Annotated in this window: 20 protein-coding genes; 1 reads left to right on the top strand and 19 read right to left on the bottom strand. The window is 55.2% G+C overall.

Annotated elements, in window-relative coordinates; translation table 11 throughout:
• Window positions 1-16 precede the first annotated feature (16 nt).
• From dnaK to WC891_03645, 18 genes are all read right to left on the bottom strand, one after another.
• A complete protein-coding gene (gene dnaK / locus WC891_03730; GenBank protein MFA5867060.1) occupies window positions 17-1,867 on the bottom strand; it encodes a molecular chaperone DnaK in 1,851 nt (616 codons plus the stop codon).
• Between the two features lie 722 nt (window positions 1,868-2,589).
• Complete coding sequence (locus tag WC891_03725) at window positions 2,590-3,909, bottom strand: glycosyltransferase family 4 protein (protein MFA5867059.1); 1,320 nt, start codon at window positions 3,907-3,909, stop codon at window positions 2,590-2,592.
• 11 nt (window positions 3,910-3,920) lie between these two features.
• The gene (locus WC891_03720; GenBank protein MFA5867058.1) at window positions 3,921-4,295 is read right to left on the bottom strand and encodes a hypothetical protein; all 375 of its coding nucleotides are present in this window, start codon (window positions 4,293-4,295) and stop codon (window positions 3,921-3,923) included.
• A gap of 75 nt (window positions 4,296-4,370) precedes the next feature.
• Window positions 4,371-5,312, bottom strand: a complete 942-nt coding sequence (locus WC891_03715; GenBank protein MFA5867057.1) for an NlpC/P60 family protein — start codon at window positions 5,310-5,312, stop codon at window positions 4,371-4,373.
• A gap of 50 nt (window positions 5,313-5,362) precedes the next feature.
• Entirely contained in the window at window positions 5,363-6,433 is a 1,071-nt protein-coding gene (locus WC891_03710) for a peptidoglycan DD-metalloendopeptidase family protein (protein ID MFA5867056.1), read from the bottom strand.
• A gap of 118 nt (window positions 6,434-6,551) precedes the next feature.
• Window positions 6,552-7,601 carry a peptidoglycan DD-metalloendopeptidase family protein gene (locus WC891_03705; GenBank protein MFA5867055.1) on the bottom strand — a complete coding sequence of 350 codons (1,050 nt, stop codon included), beginning with the start codon at window positions 7,599-7,601 and terminating at the stop codon, window positions 6,552-6,554.
• Window positions 7,602-7,607: 6 nt separating this feature from the next.
• Window positions 7,608-8,624, bottom strand: a complete 1,017-nt coding sequence (locus tag WC891_03700) for a peptidoglycan-binding protein (protein ID MFA5867054.1) — start codon at window positions 8,622-8,624, stop codon at window positions 7,608-7,610.
• A gap of 81 nt (window positions 8,625-8,705) precedes the next feature.
• Window positions 8,706-9,470, bottom strand: a complete 765-nt coding sequence (locus WC891_03695) for an ABC transporter ATP-binding protein (protein ID MFA5867053.1) — start codon at window positions 9,468-9,470, stop codon at window positions 8,706-8,708.
• Entirely contained in the window at window positions 9,467-10,180 is a 714-nt protein-coding gene (cbiQ, locus tag WC891_03690) for a cobalt ECF transporter T component CbiQ (protein ID MFA5867052.1), read from the bottom strand. Before cbiQ ends, WC891_03695 begins: the two co-directional genes overlap by 4 nt.
• Complete coding sequence (locus WC891_03685) at window positions 10,161-10,802, bottom strand: energy-coupling factor ABC transporter permease (protein MFA5867051.1); 642 nt, start codon at window positions 10,800-10,802, stop codon at window positions 10,161-10,163. Before WC891_03685 ends, cbiQ begins: the two co-directional genes overlap by 20 nt.
• Before the next feature lies 1 nt (window position 10,803).
• The gene (gene nikR / locus WC891_03680; protein ID MFA5867050.1) at window positions 10,804-11,223 is read right to left on the bottom strand and encodes a nickel-responsive transcriptional regulator NikR; all 420 of its coding nucleotides are present in this window, start codon (window positions 11,221-11,223) and stop codon (window positions 10,804-10,806) included.
• A gap of 238 nt (window positions 11,224-11,461) precedes the next feature.
• Window positions 11,462-12,235 (bottom strand): AAA family ATPase, encoded by a 774-nt coding sequence (locus tag WC891_03675; GenBank protein ID MFA5867049.1) that lies wholly within the window; start codon window positions 12,233-12,235, stop codon window positions 11,462-11,464.
• Between the two features lie 3 nt (window positions 12,236-12,238).
• Window positions 12,239-12,571 carry a thioredoxin gene (gene trxA, locus WC891_03670; GenBank protein MFA5867048.1) on the bottom strand — a complete coding sequence of 111 codons (333 nt, stop codon included), beginning with the start codon at window positions 12,569-12,571 and terminating at the stop codon, window positions 12,239-12,241.
• Window positions 12,564-13,517, bottom strand: coding sequence for a thioredoxin-disulfide reductase (gene trxB / locus WC891_03665; protein MFA5867047.1), 954 nt, complete (start codon window positions 13,515-13,517; stop codon window positions 12,564-12,566). Before trxB ends, trxA begins: the two co-directional genes overlap by 8 nt.
• Window positions 13,518-13,543: 26 nt before the next feature.
• A complete protein-coding gene (locus WC891_03660; GenBank protein MFA5867046.1) occupies window positions 13,544-14,551 on the bottom strand; it encodes a PIN domain-containing protein in 1,008 nt (335 codons plus the stop codon).
• Between the two features lie 42 nt (window positions 14,552-14,593).
• Window positions 14,594-15,472 carry a DUF2837 family protein gene (locus tag WC891_03655; protein MFA5867045.1) on the bottom strand — a complete coding sequence of 293 codons (879 nt, stop codon included), beginning with the start codon at window positions 15,470-15,472 and terminating at the stop codon, window positions 14,594-14,596.
• Window positions 15,473-16,339: a 3-methyl-2-oxobutanoate hydroxymethyltransferase gene (gene panB / locus WC891_03650; protein MFA5867044.1), complete on the bottom strand. Its 867-nt coding sequence runs from the start codon at window positions 16,337-16,339 to the stop codon at window positions 15,473-15,475. It lies immediately after the preceding gene.
• Between the two features lie 36 nt (window positions 16,340-16,375).
• Window positions 16,376-17,266 carry a Rossmann-like and DUF2520 domain-containing protein gene (locus WC891_03645; protein MFA5867043.1) on the bottom strand — a complete coding sequence of 297 codons (891 nt, stop codon included), beginning with the start codon at window positions 17,264-17,266 and terminating at the stop codon, window positions 16,376-16,378.
• A 144-nt stretch (window positions 17,267-17,410) separates the two neighbouring features.
• Here WC891_03645 and nfi point away from each other — a divergent pair, with 144 nt between their 5' ends.
• Window positions 17,411-18,109, top strand: a complete 699-nt coding sequence (nfi, locus tag WC891_03640; GenBank protein ID MFA5867042.1) for a deoxyribonuclease V — start codon at window positions 17,411-17,413, stop codon at window positions 18,107-18,109.
• Between the two features lie 16 nt (window positions 18,110-18,125).
• Here the strand turns inward: nfi and WC891_03635 are convergent, their stop codons facing one another.
• On the bottom strand, window positions 18,126-18,593 hold the full coding sequence (locus WC891_03635; protein MFA5867041.1) for a GNAT family N-acetyltransferase: 468 nt from the start codon (window positions 18,591-18,593) through the stop codon (window positions 18,126-18,128).
• Window positions 18,594-18,832: the final 239 nt, after the last annotated feature.

Here is an 18,832-nt window from a genome sequence, read left to right as displayed (position 1 = left end):
CGCGATCTCCCGACATTTATTTTTTCTCGTCTGTGTTATCCTCGACTACCTCGGCGTCAACAACGTCGCCCTCCGGAGGTGTTTGTTCGCCCGCCGGCTGTTCGGCGCCGCCTTGAGCCGCCTGTTCCTGGCTGGCCTGGGCATAAACCTGCTCGGCCAGTTTATAAGATGCCTGCTGAAGCGCCTCAGTCGCCGTCTTGATGCGGTCGACGTCCTCGCCGTTCATGGCCTCGTTTACCTCTTTGACGGCCGCCTCGATTTTTTCTTTTTCACTGGCGTCAACCTTGTCTCCCAGCTCACGAAGTGATTTTTCGGTCGAATATACAAGGTTATCAGCGGTATTCCGCGCTTCGGCAACCTCGCGCTTTTTCTTGTCTTCCTCAACGTGCGAGTCGGCGTCCTGCCGCATCTTATCTTTCTCGTCGGCGGACAAACCGCTGGCCCCGGTCACGACCATCTTCTGCTCGTTGCCGGTGCCCCGGTCTTTAGCGGACACATGCACGATGCCGTTCGCGTCGATATCAAAGGTGACCTCGATCTGCGGCAAGCCGCGCGGCGCCGGCGGGATACCGACCAGCTGAAACTTACCCAAGCTGCGGTTGTCGTTGGCCATAGCGCGTTCGCCTTGCAAGACATTGATCTCCACGCTGGACTGACCGTCCTCGGCTGTCGAAAAGACCTCGCTTTTCTTGGTCGGGATAGTCGTGTTGCGCTCGATCAGTTTGGTGGCGATGCCGCCTTTGGTCTCAATGCCCAGAGAAAGCGGGGTGACGTCGAGCAATATGACATCTTTGACCTCTTGATTGATGATACCTGCCTGAAGAGCAGCGCCTAAAGCTACGACCTCATCCGGGTTCACGCCGCGATGCGGTTCCTTGCCACCAGTCAGTTTCTTGATTAGTTCCTGCACGGCCGGCATCCGCGTCGAGCCGCCGACCAGGATAATCTCTTTCAGGTCGTCAATTTTTACTTTGGCGTCTTTTAAGGCCTGGTTAAACGGTTCTTCGCAACGCTTCAAGAGATCTGCCGTCATACGCTCAAAATCAGCGCGCGTCAGCGTCATGTCCAGATGCAGAGGGCCGTCGGGGCCGGATGAAATGAACGGCTGGTTAATATTGGCCTGTGTTACGTTGGAAAGCTCGATCTTCGCCTTCTCGGCCGCCTCTTTAAGACGTTGCATGGCCATCTTGTCCTTGGCTAAATCGATGCCGTGTTCCGCCCTGAACTTGTCAACCATCCAGTCGATGATCTTGGTGTCCCAGTCGTCGCCACCAAGTTTCGTGTCTCCGTCGGTTGCCTTAGTCTCTATTAAACCTTCGCTTATTTCCAGAATTGACACGTCGAACGTGCCCCCGCCCAGATCGAAGACGAGGACTTTCTCTTCTTCGCCCTTGTCCAGACCATAGGCCAGCGCGGCCGCGGTCGGCTCGTTGATGATCCTTAAGACTTTCAAGCCGGCGATTTCCCCGGCATTCTTGGTCGCCGTCCGCTGGGCGTCGTTGAAATAAGCCGGCACGGTAATAACCGCGTCGGTAACCTTCTCGCCCAGGTAGGCTTCGGCGCCCGTCCTCATTTTCTGCAAAATGAAAGCCGAGATTTGCTCCGGTGAATAGTCTTTGTCGCCGATCTTGTGCTTTTTCTTCTCGCCCATCTCTCTTTTGATTGAGCTGATGGTACGGTCAGAGTTCACGACCGCTTGGTTTTTTGCCGCCTGTCCGACCAGCATCTCGCCGGTCTTGGTGAAGGCAACGACGGACGGCGTCGTGCGTCCGCCCTCCGCGTTGGGAATAACCGTCGGCTCGCCGCCTTCAAGGACCGCGACGCATGAATTGGTAGTTCCCAGGTCGATTCCGATTGCTTTTGCCATAATAATTTACCTCCTTAGAGAATATGTTACTTTACTATCATAAAAGTTGAGCCTCTTTCTGTCAAGTCTATAGACAAAGTTTCTTCACGCTCGCGACCTCGCATATCTTAAACTTATTGTTTGTAGCGCCCAAAAAGTCGCCTGTGGAAAACCACTCCAGCGCTTTGGAGTGCTGGAGTGCCTCTGTACTGCAACACTCTCATTCTCTAGAGAACGAGAGTGACATAATCTCACATAAACGAATTAAATACCCTGGTAAACCGGCTGCAGCACTACCGCTCTTTAGAGAAAAGGTGTGACGTAGCGTTAGACTTGCGCAGAGAAGACAGCTTTGAGTCGGTTAAGCATTCGCCAAATCATGATCGAGCGAAGCCGCTTGCGCTAAGCGATTGGGTGGGGTGGGACGCCAGTCCTGGGGGCTTTTGTTTTTGGTCCCGTGGACTAGTCCACGGGTGCATTGGCCTCTGACCCGGCCTCCTCACCACCTAACCTCTCCCCACAGGGGAGAGGAATAGCTTTAATAAGGTCGAGCATGCAGACAATTCACATTCGAGGGGAGAGCATTGTTCGCGAAGGCGTTGCGACTTGAAACACGGGGTCAGGCCCTATCGCATAAGAAGAAAGGGCCTGACCCCAAAGCACTAACGATGGTAGGCCGCGAGCCTGCCTGCGGCAGGCAGGCAGCATGCGAGTCTATTTTGGGGTTCGCGTTGTAGCTTTGCCTAGTCGGCGTTTTTGGGGGCGAGTTTTGCTTCCGCCGCGGCGAGTTCCGCCCTCTCTATCTCAGCCAACTCTTTAAAAAGGCCGTTATAGATGTCCAGCGTGCCGTTGAGCGTCTTCTTTAGGTCGAATTGCTCCTCCACCCGCCGGCGGCCCGCCACGCCCATCTGAACCGCTATGTCCTTGTTCTGCAGCAGATAGACAATGGCGTCGGATAAGGCCCGGGGTTTCTTGGGCGGCACCAGGAAACCCGTCTCCCTGTCCACCAAGAGTTCAGGAATACCGCCGGTCGAGGTAGAAACGACCGGGGTGCCTGAAACCATGGCTTCCAGCATGCTATAAGGCATACCTTCAATGAGAGACGGCAAAACAATGACGTCGGCCGCGGCCATGATATCGCGCGCGTCGTCGCGCCAGCCGGTAAAGCCGACTTTCTTGTATACGCCCAGCTTCTCGGCCATTATCTCTAGTTCGTGCTTTTGCGGCCCTTCTCCGATTATGAGAATCTGCGCGTTCGGCGCTTCCCGCAGGATATGGGTGGAGGCCGCCAATAGGTACTTGACGCCCTTCTGGGGCGTTAGATGCCCGACCGTGACAATCAGCGGGGCGGCTGTGTTTAAGGCCAGGACGTCTTTTATGTTCAGGACGCGGCGCGAGGCCGTCATGCCTGAAGATATCGGTTTGACGCCCGCGTTGACCACGACGACTTTAGACCCTTCTATCTTTCCTTTTTCAACAACGCGTTTCCGGAGAGCGTTGGAGACGGTAATGATCGTGTCCACCATTCTGGGCATGAAGTGTTCGGCTAAATCGAAGTAGAGGTGCTTCATCCTGCCGGTGCCTTCGTTGATGATGAAATCGTGCAGGGTAACCAAAGTGATCTGCGTCCCGGCACGCCTCGCGGCCAGCGCGGCAATAAAGGCGGCCTTATACCCGTGGGCATGGACCAGCTTGATCTCCTCGTTCCTGATTATCTTGGCCAGCTTCCTGGCCGCCGACCAGTCCTCAAAGGGCGCGAAGCGATCGCCGAAATCAAGCGGGAAGGTGACTATCTTGCTCCCTTTAAGGTCGTCGATAATGGAGTCGCGAGGGCCGGCCGCGTAAACGCGATAGCCGTCTTTGCCGAGGCGCTCAATTAGGGAAAGGAGGTAAGTCTTTACGCCGCCTTCAAAACGGCGGCTGATGATGAGGATTCGTGTCTTGCCTTCGTTGTCGAATTCCATAGGCAAGAGGACGCCTTCTGACTCGCTTGATTCGCCGGCGTCATGTGTTCCGGTTGGTTTTGAGAATAGGCCTCTGAGCTTGCCCCTGAATTCACTCAATTTAAAAGGTCTTAATTGGTGGCCTTCATGCGGAGGAGCTTGGCCAAGATTTCCAGCCGTTTATCGCGGTCCTCTAAAGCGTCGCAGAAGGATTTCACTTTGTCGCGTAGGTCTTCTGATGGGGAAAAAGAATAGACTTTATCTTTGGCGTCGAATTTTAGAAGCTTTTTCTCGGTCAGATTCTCCAGGGCATCCCTAATCTCATCCGTCTTCCGCCCCAACCGGCTCGCCAAATCGTCGGACGTGCCAACCGCGTCGGGATTAAAGCTGAAGAATGTGACCAAGTCCCATTTAACGAACGAGTCGACATATTCTTCAATAAAGTTATTAAGCTCTTCGCCTAGTACGCTTCTACTGTCCAGGACTGCCCCTTCCCCGTCAGACAAAATGTTGTTACAAATGCGCGTGTCAGCTACTGTATTTTAGCACTACCGGCTATAAGTATTCAATCTTACAAAGTCTTAAGGACGATAACCGCCGCAGAATCCGTAGATGGGCCCTTCCTGCACGTATGTACCCGGATACGGGGCATGGATCTGCATGCCGCCGCCGACATAAATGCCGACATGACCCATGCCGTGTGAATAGACAAGGTCGCCCGGCTCCAGCTGCTCCCAGCTTAAGTTAGGGGAGTAGTCGCAAGTCCGGTTGAGATAAACGCCGATCAAGCCGTAGCAATAGCTGACGAATCCGGAGCAGTCAAAACCCTCATCGGGAGAAGCGCCGCCGTATACGTAAGGCACGCCGATCAACGCATAGGCGATAGAGACAACACCCGATGAAGGAGGCGGCAGCGTGCCGTGCCAGAGCGACGGCTCATCGTCGGCCGCTTGGCGGCCGGCTTCCTCCAGGGCGATTTGCTGAGCCAGATTATCAAGGTAAGACCTTTTTTCGGCGACGCGGCTTTCAATCGCCGATCTATCCGCCTCGACGTGGCTTAATAGGCCGGCCTGCTTGATGCGGGCCGCTTCCAGTTCGGCTCTGGTCTTGGCAATATTCTGTTCGCTTACGGTTATGTCCTTGACCAGTTCGGCGTCTGAATTGCCGACCTTGTTTAAGAGGTCGAACCGTTCCGTAAAATCGTTAATGGTTTTGCTGCCGAAAAGAACTTCCAGGATATTGACCTCGCTGTATTTATAGATGCCCTTGACGCGTTCGTCATACGTCGACCGGGCGACACTCAGGTTCCTCTGGGTTGTTTCCAGTTCGGCTGTTTTTTGGGCGATAGCCTCCTCGGTTTTGGTAAGGTCCGAGTAGGCCGCGTCATATCGACCGATGACGTCGGTTAACTGCGAGTTGATGGAACTTATCTCCGCCTCCGCGTTGGCTTTGTCGTCGGCCGGGGTAGCTGAAACAGGTATGGCGGTTTGCGCGAACAACACCGCGCCCGCAGCTGCAATCATAATAATTCTTTTAAATAGAAGTCCGTGTTTGATTTTCTTGCCTCCGCGTTTTAGAAGTAGCTTGGGTAATCGCCGGCCGGCACAGCTTCGCCGCCGTCGAGAAGTTCGAAGTGGAGATGGCCGAATCCTGAACCAGTGATTCCGATACTCTCCCCACCGCTTACCGTCTGGCCAACATAGGTGGAAGGGGAAGCGTGAGCGTAACACGTTTCGAATCCTCCGCCGGATATCACTTGATATCCGCCGCGACTGTCATAACTGACAGAAGTGACGACACCGCTATGCGCCGCGTATACTGTCACGCCGTCACCGCACATGAGGTCATAGGCGTCGCCGCCTAGCCAAACGCCGTGACCGGCCGGACCGTGATCGCTCCATTCGCCCGGCGCGTAATCGCCCCAATAGCCGCCCAAGCCGGGGATAACATCATAAAGCGTCGTTCCCTTATTGGACGGTTTGCTGCGTGCCTTGGCGGCGCGTTCCGCTTCAGCCGCGTCCATATCGGCAATGTCTTGCAGCACGCTAGCCAAAACGTTTGTCTTATCCACCAGTTGAGAGTCGATCGCGTCACGCTGGTTGGCCAGGTCCTCGGTCAGTCGTTCCTGTTCTTTTTGCTGGGCGTCCAATGCCCTGGCCTTGGTTTCCACTTCTTTCTTCTGGGCCTCGACCTGTTCCACAACGGCCGCGTCTCGGTCGCCGATTCGCGTCAGCAAGTCCAGCTGTTGTAAAAAGTCGCCTAAGCTTTTACTGTTAAAGATCACTTCAAGGGAGGACACGTCGCCGCGTTTATAGATGCCGATCGCCCGCTTGTCAAGAATAGTGGCAGCCTTAATAAGATCATTAACTGTTGCCTGCAAGTCAGCTTGGTTCCGGTCGATAGTGGCGTTAAGCTCATCCAGCTTGGCGGATTCATCGTCATACCGGGCGACCGCCTCGGCCAGCTGGACGTTAAGATTGTTTATGTCATTTTGAACATTTTGAGCGTCTGTTCTGGAGTCGGCCAAACCGACCGGTGTCCCGGTCGGCGTGAACATGGCCGTAAGAACAGAAATGGCCAGGATGGCCATCAATTTTCTAACGCGTATTCTTTTTCCTCGGATAATATCAACCTCCATAGGCATTACCTTGTCAAAGATACCATAATTAGGGGCCTCCCGCAACTTGAGGCGCCGGGCAAGCTAAGACTTTTGGCTGTTCAAGATGGATGCGTTGGCTGTCGATAGAGGGGGGGGGCGGGTTTTAGAAATAAGTTTGGAAATCTCCGGCCGGGACAAATTCCCCGCCGTCTAAAAGCTCGAAATGGAGGTGCATGCTGACTTCGGCAATCGCCTGGCCGGCGTAGACAAAATCCCCTGTGCCGAAGAACGGGGTGGAGTGAGCGTAGCAAGTTATGAAGCCTTCGCCGGAGATAACGGTAACGCCGCCGCTCCCGGAGCTCGTCCAGATGACGGTTCCCGAATGGGCGGCGTAGACGATGTCTCCCGGACCGCCGATGTCGATCGCGTCGGACATGCCTTCGTTAGAATACTCGTATAGCCAGACGCCGTGTCCCGAGCCGCCGTATTTGTAATGGTCGCTTTCCTCTCCCGGAGACAGGTAACCCCATCCCCCGCCCGGCAAGGGATTGGTCAGGCTGGCGCCGCTGCGGCGGGCGCCTCTGGCGCGAGAACGTCTGGACTGTCTTTCCGCCTCCGCCGCGTCCATGGCCGCAATATCCTCAAGGATGCTGGCCAGCACGTTTTCCTTGTTGGTTAACTGGCTGTCGATCACGTCGCGCTGGTCGGCCAGGTCGTTGGTAAGCGATTCTTGATCTTTCCTTTGTTTGTCCAGCTCCCTCGCGTTCGTTTCAATCTGTAGCTTCTGTTTGGCCACTTCTTTAACGATGACCGCGTCGCGGTCGCCGACGCGCGTCAATAGATCGAGCTGGGTGACGAAATCATTGAAGTTTTTGCTATTGAAGATGACTTCAAGGGAGGATACGCTGCCGCGTTTATAAATACCGACGGCACGGTTGTTAAGAATAGTTATCGCTCGACCCAGTTCCCTCGCGGCCGCGTCCATCTCGTTCTGATTTTGTTCAATCGCCCCGATCAGCTCGTCAAGCCTGGCCGCTTGTTTGTCATACCGGTCGACCGCCTCAGCCAGCTGGACATTAAGATTGTTTATCTCATTTTGAACGTTTTGGGCTTCGGAACTGCTGGCGGCTAAGCCGGTCGCGGGGCTCACCGGCTGCCACAGTGCGATGATTATCATTACGGCCGTAACGGCCGCGAGTTTTCGAGGTTTCATTTCTTGTTATTCCTGCCAGTAGCGCTTTAGGGCGGCGACCACGGCCGCGGCAACCATCCCCGGGGCCTCTTGCGACTCAAGAATCTCCCGGTCTCGGACGTCGGATGTGAACCCAGGTTTGACGACTACGGCGGGCATCCGCGTGGCCTGCAGGATGGTAAGGTTCTTGCCCTCGATTCCGTTGTCGAAAACCTTCAAGGCCGCTGTGAGCTCATCTTGGATCATGCCGGCCAGTTGTTTGGAACGTGCCGAGAAAAATTCGCGGTTGTCAAAATACTCACATGTCGCGCCGTGCCGGCCTGCTTGTTCCGAAGCGTTTGATTCAAAGTCCACCAGCAAATCGGCTTCCAGTTCATTCGCCATAATGGCACGGTCTTTCACGTCCGCCTCCGGATTCATATCATACAAAACAAACGGAACAGCCGCTTCGATTTTCAGTGCTTCCGCAAAGACCGCGGCTATAGCGCGGCTGACCGCGTCGTCGCCGCTGTCTATGGCTACCCGGCGTTCCCGCAGCGGGTCGTGCGGCTGCATCATCTCCCGGTCCCAGACGCCTGTAATACCGCCGGAACTGACTCGCATCCTATAGTTGTCGAGGGCTTGGATAGAGGTTTCTCCGACGATGCCGTCAGGATCCAAACCGACGTTTTTTTGGAATTCACGGACCGCCTTGTCGGTCTGATTGGCAAAAACGCCGCTGACGCGGCCGGCGTTGAATCCGAGGTTGTTGAGGGTCGCTTGAAGTTCGCGGACGTCGTCGCCTCTGAGCGGCGGTTCTTTCAGATATAATTGGCGATCGCCCAGGCGGTAGCTCGCGTCAACCATCTCGCGCCAGGTTTCCGGGCCGACGATGCCGTCGGTCTCGCGGCCGCGTTTCCTCTGAAACAGGATAACGGCCCGCTCCGTTTCCGGCCCGAATATACCGTCGACGCCCGTAACGCCCAGTTCATACCCGAGTCGCAGCAGCCTGGCCTGGACATCAACGACCTCCCGGCCGACGCTGCCCCTCTTAACCCAAATCATAAAACCCCTTGTTAGCCATGAGGCATGAGCCACGAGACATGAGGCAGACTTCTCGAAAAACTAAAGTACAAGCTAAACGTCCTACTCGCGGCTCGCGGCTCGCGGCTCGCGGCTTACTTTAGATGGCAGTTCCAATCCATATTCTAACAGGCTCGGTTCGTCGGTTAAAATCCGGTCCGCCGGACCGATGGCGACAAGCTTGGACTTATATATGACAGCTACGCTATCGGCCAGCTCATAGGCAACATTCATATCGTGCGTCGAGATTATCAAAGTCTGGGGAAGCTCCTTTAGGATCCCGACGAGATGACGCTTGGCCCGCGGATCGAGATTAGCCGAAGGCTCATCCATGACTAGTATCTTAGGGTCCATGGCCAGTACCGTAGCCATACTGATAAGTTTTTTCTCGCCGAAACTTAGATGGTGGGACAGCCTGTCCGTGAATTCTCCCATGCTCACCATAGCCAAAGCGTATTCAACGGCGTGAATAACCTCATGCTCGTCAAGACCCATGTTGATGGGTCCGAAAGCGACGTCCTCGAAAACGGTCGGCATAAACAGCTGGTCGTCGGGATCCTGAAAAACAAGGCCTACCAGACGTCGGATTTCCGGAAGGTTTTCTTTTATCAGGGACAGGCCCGCCACGGTTAAGGAACCGGTCGGCTCGTTTAGCCCGTTCAGCGTCATCAGAAGCGTCGATTTACCGGCCCCATTGGGACCGACGATGACCAGTCTCTCCCCGGGCGCGACTGTTAAATTTATGCCGGATAACGCGACGCGGCCGTCGGGATAGGAAAAGCCGACGTTGTTGAGCTCCAAGGATGAAGGTTGGGTTTGTCCGGTCATCTGGCCACCGCCAAGACAATTATTGATAGCGACGTTAGGAAGAAAACAGTGAAGACTACGTCTTGCAAGCCTGGCTTAAACCCGTGGGGAGTGTGGGCGTGGCCATGATAGCCGCGCGCCAGCATGGCGTTATAGATCCGCTCACCCCGTTCGTAGGTGTTTACGAACAGGGAGCCCAGCATATTACCCATGGCCTTTATCTGATAGACGCCCCGCCGGCCGTAACTGCGCGTGAGCCGCGCCCTTTCCATCTTTTGCACCTGATCGACAAGGGTGAATATGTACCGGTACATGAACGATATGATTGTCGTCAGCAACTTGGGCGTCCGCAATGATTCAAGCGCCTTTAAGAGGGTGGGAAACTCGGTCGTTGAGGATAGTGTGATCAGGGCCAGGGCCGACAACCATGATTTTATTAGGACATTGAAGAAAACGACCGGCGGTTTGTAGAAAATATTAAATATCCCGATCATGACGGCGAAAGGCAGGATTACCAACGACCTCTTGAGAACAAAACCGAGCGGCACGTCGGAAAGAAAAACTAACGAGATGACCAGGGTGGTGTAGAGAAAAAAGGCCGCTGCGCGCGTCGGAGGAGTCAGAACGACGGCTAATATGAAAAGGATAAAACAGACCAGCTTAACCCGCGCGTCGATATGGTGAATAGGGCTGTCTAAATTGGCGTATTGCTCAAGACGCGTGTACCGCACCGTACACCATATCCCTTCGCACCTTCAGCACAAATCCGATGATTGTTGCCGTGATCAAGCCTTCAATCGCTCCGACTATAAGATTCAGGCCGCCCAGCACCGGCAGAACCAGTTCAGCCGGCGACGCGCCTGAGACGATCATCTGGAGCGCGACCGCGCCGGTCGAAACAATCGTTGACAACCAGGCGGCGGCGAACGTTCCGGCGATAATGCCGCGGTCGCCCTTGAATATTTTGCGGACGGCCAGGAAAATGAGATAGCCGCCGAGCGTCCCGATTACGCCTATGTTAAAGATATTGGCACCCAGCGCCAACAAGCCGCCGTCCTGCATAAGAAACGATTGGACGGCCAGGACGGCCGCCATGACCACCGTGGCCGGCCATGGACCTAAAAGGACCGCCGCCAATACGGCTCCGACCAGGTGCACCGGCGGGCCGCCGGGAGTCGGGACATTCATCAATTGGGCGGCAAATATGAAAGCGGCCATCACGCCCATCATGGGTATCATCTTTTCTTCCGAGTGCTTAGTGGTCTGCCGGATGGCATAGGCGACCGTACCGGCCGAAACCGCGTCCAGCGTCGCCCATATTTTGGTGTCGAGAACGCCGTCGGGCAGGTGCACGTCAGACCAGCTCCTTGCCAGTGGTTGTCATCGTTAAGCGGCCGTGCTTGACGCCCTTTGTGCCGATCAAACGGTCTGCGGCGGCCTTGATGTCGCCGCTTTTTCCTTTAACGATTAAGACTTCAAGGCAGTTATGTGCGTCCAGATGGACGTGGACGGAGGAAATAATATCTTCGTGCAGATTATGTTGTAGGTCGGTTAAGGTATCTTGCAGGTCATGGACGTGGTGGTCGTAAACGAGGGTGATGGTCCCGACCGTCTCTTCGTCTCCGGCCGCCCATTCCTCTTCTACCAGAAGATTTCGGATCAAGTCCCGTATCGCTTCTGACCTGTTTTCGTAGCCTTTCCGGTCGACGACCCGATCAAACTTCCACAACAAGTCATCGTCCATCGCCACGCCGAACCGGACCGTTTTAGCCATTACCGCCCCCCTTTTTTTTGAGACAAGCTTAAAGCGTGCTACCAGTAACTAAAATCGTAGCACGCTGACTGGATTTAGGCAACCGCGTCCTGTGGAAAACCACTCCAGCGCTTTGGATTGCTGGAGTGGCAGCACTTTTTGAAAATGGCTCTTGGTATACGTTTTTTCAGCTGAGGCGGGGATTAGTAACCATGTGGATAACCACTCCAGTGCTTTGGAGTGCTGGAGCAAAGCAGTTTTAATTTTCGTTCAGTTTGGCGGCGATGGTTTGGATGGTTTGGATGGTGGCGGGGGAGGCGCTGTCGTAGGCCGCCGCCCCGGTGAGGTCGCTTTGTCTGATTCCTTCATCGTAACCGATCAGGCCGATCATTCGATCGGCCGGAACCGCTTGCGCAACGGCTGCTTGGTCGGATTTGTCGCGAATTTTGTTGCCGACGAACAAAACTTTCTTGATGCCCAGCTCGGCGGCCAGGCGATCGATCTGCCCGGCCAGCCGCAGGCTTTTTTGGCTTGGCTCGACCACGACCAGCAGGGCGTCCATAGCGCCGGTCGTGCCGCGGCCCAGGTGTTCCAGGCCGGCTTCCATGTCTAGGATGACCGTCTCGCCGCGCTCGACGATCAGGTGATGCATCAGGTTTTTCAAAAGTGTGTTTTCGGGGCAGGCGCAGCCGGCCCCGGCTGCTTTGATCGTGCCGATTAACAGAAGCCTGACGCCGTTGTGCTCCCGCCAGTACCTCTCCGGGATGTCGTCAACCTTTGGGTTTACGGTAAAGAAACCGGTGGGAACCTTGGGGTTGGTGCCTGTCCGGTCGCTGATAAGGTCCTTGAGTTCGGCGACGGGCGTAATGGATTCGTAGACATCCGTCGGGAAACCTAAACTCATGCCCAAATTCTGGGCCGGGTCGGCATCCACAGCCAGTACCGTTTGGCCTTGGCGGGCGAGAACAGTAGCCAGGAGCGACGAAATCGTCGTCTTCCCGACGCCGCCTTTGCCGGAAACGCCGATTTTCATCGGCTATTCCTCACCCAACCACTCGGCTAGTTCGCTGACGAGCTTTTTCTTCGGCAGCGCGCCGACGATTTTTTTCTTCTCTTCACCGTTTACGAAGACCATCAAAGTCGGGATGCTCATTATCCCGTAACTTTGCGGCGTCTTTTGATTCTCGTCGACATTCATCTTGGCGATCTTTATCTTGTCGCCGTACTCGGCCGCGATTTCTTCCAGAATCGGAGCGACCATCCGGCAAGGACCGCACCACTCGGCCCAAAAGTCGACCAAAACAGGGCTGCTCTCGTCGATTACTTCTGTCTTCCAGGTGTCCTCGGTCACGTGCACGATCTTAGCCATTGCCTTTTCCCTTCCTTTCGGCTTGTTCTAAATATCTTTCCGTCATAATGGCCGCCTTGGCGCCTTCCGCCGCGGCCCAGATGATTTGCTTCAAACCGTTCGCCCGGCAGTCTCCGGCGGCGAAGACGCCGTCTTCAGAGGTCATCAAGCTGTCGTCAGTAACCACGAACCCGCGCTCGTCTCGTTTGACGGCGGCCGGCAGGAATTCGGTTACCGGGGACGTGCCGACGAAGATAAAAACTCCGTCCGTGTTGACGACCTGGTCGACGTCGGTCACAACGTCCCGCACCATAACCCAGCTGACCAGCACGTCACCGTGAATTTCCTGAAGCGTGCTGTGCCAGAGAAACTTGATCTTTGGATTGGCTTGGGCGCGTTCCTGAAGAACCTTGTCGGCCCTTAGCTGGTCGCGGCGATGGACAATGGTGACCTCCGAGCAGAACTTGGTCAAGAAGATCGCTTCCTCGACGGCGGCGTTACCGCCCCCGACAATCAGAACTTTTTTATCTTTGAAAAGAGGGCCGTCGCAGGTCGCGCAGTAGGACACGCCCCGTCCCGCAAATTCCTTTTCACCCGGCACCCCGAGTTTGCTGGGCGCGGCGCCGGTCGCGATGATGACCGCTTTGGCTTCGATCTTCTCTCCGTCGTCTGTCGTCAAGATTTTACCGCTGCCGGCGGATTTCACTTCACTAACCGGACAGAAAGACTTGAACGTAAGTCCGAACCTCTCCGCCTGCTGCTGGAAATTATCCATGAGTTTCTCCGTCGCGATGCCTTCGGGGAAGCCTGGATAGTTCTCGATTTCGTCGGTAATGGAGTAGGGTCCACCCTTGAGGCCTTTTTCAAGCAAAACCGCTTTTAAGCCGCCGCGCGAGGCGTACAGACCGGCCGCCATACCGGCGGGGCCTCCGCCTATTATCGCAACGTCGAATTTCAAATCAGACATGAGTTTACTCCAGGGTAGAAACTTGCCTATTGTGACAAACGATCTATGCCCTGCCGGGCTTCTTTTGAGAAACTACCGTTCGGCTCGAACTCTAGGTAGGCTTTGTACTGCTCGATTGCTTCCGGTTTAGCGCCTTTCTTGGCAAACGTCACGCCGCTGTAGTAATAGGCCGGCGCATAGGCGGAATCGTCCTGCATTACTTTGGAGAGTTCTGTTAAAGCGATGTCATAGTTGCCAAGGTATATATAGGCGATTGCCATGTCGGTGCGGACCTTGACGTCGTTCGGGTTAATGAGCAGAGCCTTATGATAATAAGCCGCGGCGTTGGCATACTTTTCGTTAGCCATATACAGATTGGCCAGCGTGATCATCGTCGGCACATCGTCGGGTTTGTTTTTAAGAATCCCCAAATAACTCTCTTCGGCCGCTTTGAACTGCTTCTCCTTCTCGGATTGCGGCGTGGCGCGCAATACGGTCACGTAGTAATAACCGACCGAACCGACGCCGGCCAAAATCAGCAGGACGATGACGCCAATCAGTATTTTCAGATCGCGCTCTTCCTTGACGCGCCGCCAGAAGCTTTTCTTAAACGGCTTTTCCTCGATTCGCTCGGCCGCGACGTCCAGCGTCTGCGCCTTTAGCATCATATTGAGATCGCTGGTAATCAGAACGACTTTGCTAAGTGGATTGTTTTCGGTAATCTGATGGGCCAGGGCGAGAATCACGTCGTCGGAGTTCTTCAAGTTCAATCCCTGGGGTATGTTGCCCAGGTGGTCCGTCGACATGACCTTAATCACCGTGTTTTCCTTGGTGACGACGCCTTCCGTTAACTTGCCCCGTTTGGCCAGGCCGAATAGCATCCGGCTGACCTCACGGCCTCGAAAGATCATCGTCCGGTCAGCCCGCGACACTTTCAGCCGGTCGAGTTCCGACAAAACCGTCTGCGGGATGATTACCTCGGCGTTCGGGGCGCTGAAAACGATATCCGGGTCGCTTAACAAAGCGCTCGTGTCAATGATGTAGATGGTCTTCATCCGGGCTCCTTGTCCTTGGACTCGTTAATCATTGTAACCCCTTTAGAACCAGGCGGGGAAGTATCGGGTATATAGCTTGAAGTTTAGAATCTGGCTGGGCTGAGCGATTATAAAGGCGACAGAGGCGATCAAACCGGCCGCCGGCAGGAAGATGATCTGAGCTAGCAGCGTGCCGATGATCTTCCCGGCGACCAGATACCAAACCATTACTTGGACGTCGTGTTCGCTTCTCTCTTTGGAAATTGCCTGGTCGGTAATCAGGGCGATCATCGGATCGACCATAACGATTAACAAGAAAGTCGCGGCGACGTTTACCAAACCGCTCAAAGCGTTGGCGGTACTCCGCTGGTCGGGGATAAGCGCGCCGGAATATATCGTCGCCAGCACCCCGATCGTGTAAATAGCCACGACGATGACATTGGCGATCAAGAAACCTTTGGGAATCGTTGACTTCTCGTGCGCTTCGGGCCTTTTTATCATCGGCGAGCGCAATGAATCGGCGACAACACGATAGGTTCGGATTCTGAATACCCGCAGGAAAAGCCGCATAACCGACGGTTCCTTCTCGAATTTACCTAGGACTTTGGTGAAAATCTCGACGAAGGTCGGCACGAGTAGAGCGCCGATGCAGCTGCCGACAGTGGCGGCCAGAATAATCCAGCGGAACTCGTGCGCCAATCCGGTCAGGACTTCGGTTTTGGGCGCTGTTTGCATAGCCAGAACGGCGCGATCAACCAGACTGCCCGTTAAAGGAGCTTGGATGGTATTGGCGAAACGGGAAAGCAAAAGAAGGACGTTAAAAAGCGTCAGCGCGATGCCGAGTTTCCTGACCCGGACAGCTGAAATGCGGCTGCTGTAATAGAGAGCGTCAATACTGTGAATGACAGCGGTAAAAACGCAGACGATCGCCAGACGGACCAATTAGCTCTCCTTGGCTTTTTTTGTCTTGGCGGGTTTGGCCAAAGCCTCCACAACGGCCGTGTCAGCGGGAAAACTGTGCTCCTCAGCCGGGAAAGCGCCTGTCTTTACATCATTGACATAAGCTTCAAACGCCTGTCTCATCGCCGCGCCGAATTCAGCGTACCGCTTGCTGAACTTGGGCGTGAATTTCTCGAATAAGCCGAGGACGTCATGGGTGACAAGAACTTGTCCGTCACAATCCGGTCCGGCGCCGATGCCGATGGTCGGGATGCCGACGGCTTCGGTAACCGCCTTGGCGACAGGGGCCGGTATTTTTTCCAGGACAACGGCCGAAGCACCGGCTTTTTCGAGCGCAACCGCGTCGGCGACAAGCTTCTTGGCCGCTTCGACACCCTTGGCCTGCAGGCCGTATCCGCCGAAAACGTTAACCATTTGGGGCGTGAGGCCGAGGTGGCCGATAACCGGGACTCCCATTCCGACAATTCCGGCCACGGTCTTGGCGATCTCCTCGCCGCCTTCCAGCTTGACCGCGTCAGCGCCGGCTTCCTGAAGGAAACGCCCGGCGTTCCGCATCGCTTCTTTGCGGGAGATCTGATAACTCATAAACGGCATGTCGCCGATGACCATAGCCCTCTCAGCCGCCCTGACGACAGGTTTTGTGTGGTGGATCATATCGTCCATGGTAACGGGGATAGTGCTGTCGTAACCGAGCACGACCATGCCCAACGAGTCCCCGACCAGAATCATGTCGATACCCGCGGCGTCTAAAGCCGCGGCCGTCGGAAAGTCGTAGGCGGTCAGCATGGTCAGCTTCTCGCCCGTGTTCTTGGCTTCCTTAAGATAATTTACGGTGACTTTGTTGGCCACAGATTTCACCTCACAACAATCACTCATAATTCTAGCCTATTCGACGGCGGCGTCGGGGGTTTCCAGCAATCTGTTCAACTCCATGGCCGTGTTCTCGTCAACCGTTCCTTTTTCCACGGCGACGCGAACCGTATAGACGCCCATTTCCCGGTAGGCCGGCAACGCCCATTCCGCCGTCCGCCGCAAAGCCTCAATATGTCTGGCGACCGTCCCAATGTCGCCCCTGGCTATCGGCCCGGTAAGCGCCGCCGCCGGCCCGTAGCATTCGATGTTGGCGACCGTGCCTTCCAGCAAAGGCGCGAACGCTTTGCGCGCCATGTCCGCCTCTATCCCGATCTCGCCATATAGGCCTTGACCAAGATGAACCAGGCTGACCAGGTAGTTCGACACGACGCAGGCAGCCGCGTGATAGACGGCTTTGTCCTCGTCCTTTACCATAACCTTCTCGCCGCCCAAAGCGTTAATCATTTTGTCCGCTTCCGTCAACGCTTCACCCTCGGCCGTTACGCCGAAGACGCTGCCCGGCAGCCGTTCAATCGCGCTTTCTATAGTAGCGAAGGTCTGCATGGGATGAACGCTACCGATTCTCGCTCCGTAACGTTGGGCTGCGGCCAGGACACTTAGCGGCAGCGCTCCGCTCATATGGAAAACGATATCGTCGGCGTTAAAGGCGCCGCAGGCACCGATGTCGTCGCAGACTTCCTTAATTGAATCATCCGAGGTGGTTATAAAGATCAGATCGCCTAGGCGTGCGGCTTCGGCGATGTCGTTAGTCGCGCGTGCCTCAAGATAAGACGCGGCCCTCTCCAGACTGGCCTGCGTTTTGGCCGCAACCGCCGCGACTCTGTAGCCGCGGGATTGTAGAGTCGCGCCGACTGCCGTTCCAACGATTCCGGCTCCGATAATGGCAATCGGACGATCTCGCATTTGAAGCCGCCTTTGCCTAATACGACAAGGTCAACGTCCAGGCGATTATTATATCATAGTGATTTTCTTGCGCTGTCTTTCCAGTTGGCGACCACTACAGCGCTACGTAGCGCTGTAGTGGCTTTGAAGTGCTAATATCGGTTTATGAAAGTATGTAGCCTTCATCAATGGGACGTAAAGCCGAAAGAAGCGATTATACTGCAGCGGGAGTTGGCGGCGTCTGTTAAGGCGTGGCCGCCGCTCCCGCTTGATGAAGTTAGGCTGGTCGCGGGGGCGGATATTTCAATGGAGAAGCACGGTTCGACGGTTTTCGCGGCGGTTGTCGTTCTGTCCTGGCCTGGTCTTGAACTCGTTGAGGAAGCGACACACGTCGCTGAGGTCGCTTTTCCATATGTGCCTGGATTGCTGGCATTCCGGGAAATCCCACCGCTGCTGGAGTGTTTCAAAACGCTGCGGCGCGTGCCTTCCGCGGTTTTGGTGGACGGTCATGGCTTGGCGCATCCCCGGGGTATTGGTATCGCCTCGCACTTAGGACTGTGGCTGAATATTCCGACGATCGGCTGCGCGAAAACCTTGTTGACGGGAGCATATGAGGAGCCGGGGCGGCGCCGGGGTTCGGTTACGGCGCTGGTCGACAAGGAAGGGCATGAGATAGGCCAGGTTGTCAGGACGAAGGACAAAGTAAAACCGGTTTTTGTTTCGGTCGGTCATTTGATCGATTTAGATTCGGCCGTTGAGTTGACTCTGGCCTGCTCACCAAGATACCGATTGCCGGAGCCGACGCGCCAGGCCCATATACTAGCGAATAAGCTGAGGTCAGAGGCTAACACTCTAGTGCACTAGAGCACTGAAGTATTGGTTAGATTTCCTTGACGAAGCCGGTGTAGAAAGGTTTGAAGCCCATCGCTTGGTAGGCTTCAATAGCGGGGGTGTTGGTCAGCCAAGTCTCAACTCGCGCGGCGACACAGCCTTGCGCGGCAAACCATTCTTCGAGTGCTTTGTACAGGTCGCGGCCGACGCCATGGCCTCGGAACGATGCGGCGACGAAAAGAGCGTCAATGATACCCCATCTGCTGAGCTTAGCCGATTTATCGTCTTCGAAGTAGCCTTGGACAAACCCGGCCAGTCGGCCCGGGTCGGCCTCGGCGACGAAAAAACCTTTGGCCGGTTTAACCGCATCGGACAACCAATAATCAAGCCCGTTGTCGGCCAAAGCTTCAAAGCGGTATAGCTCTTCCGGAAGCAGGTCCTTAATCAGAGCCATGAATTCAACGCAAAGCCGTTTCGTCTCTTCATAGTCTTTTTCCCGATAAGGTCTGATAATCATTTCTGCTCCTTTTTGACATAACAATTATCTCCTAAAACTTGATACAACTCGAGCGTAACGCAAGCGGCGCCCTGTGGCCCCCTCACCTCAATCCTCTCCCCGCGGGTGAGAGGGAGTAATATTGATCGAGCGTGCAGACAATTCGCGTTCGAGCGGAGAGCATACAGGAATGAGTCATCCTGGGGCGCCCCGCAAATCCGCCGCAGGAACTGACTCGATGCTCACTTTACCGTCTATTC

Source organism: Actinomycetota bacterium (assembly GCA_041658625.1).
Lineage (GTDB): Bacteria > Actinomycetota > JAHEXW01 > JAHEXW01 > JAHEXW01 > JBAZZW01.
The sequence above is the reverse complement of the archived record's forward strand: the minus strand, read 5'-3'. Positions and strand labels throughout refer to the sequence as shown.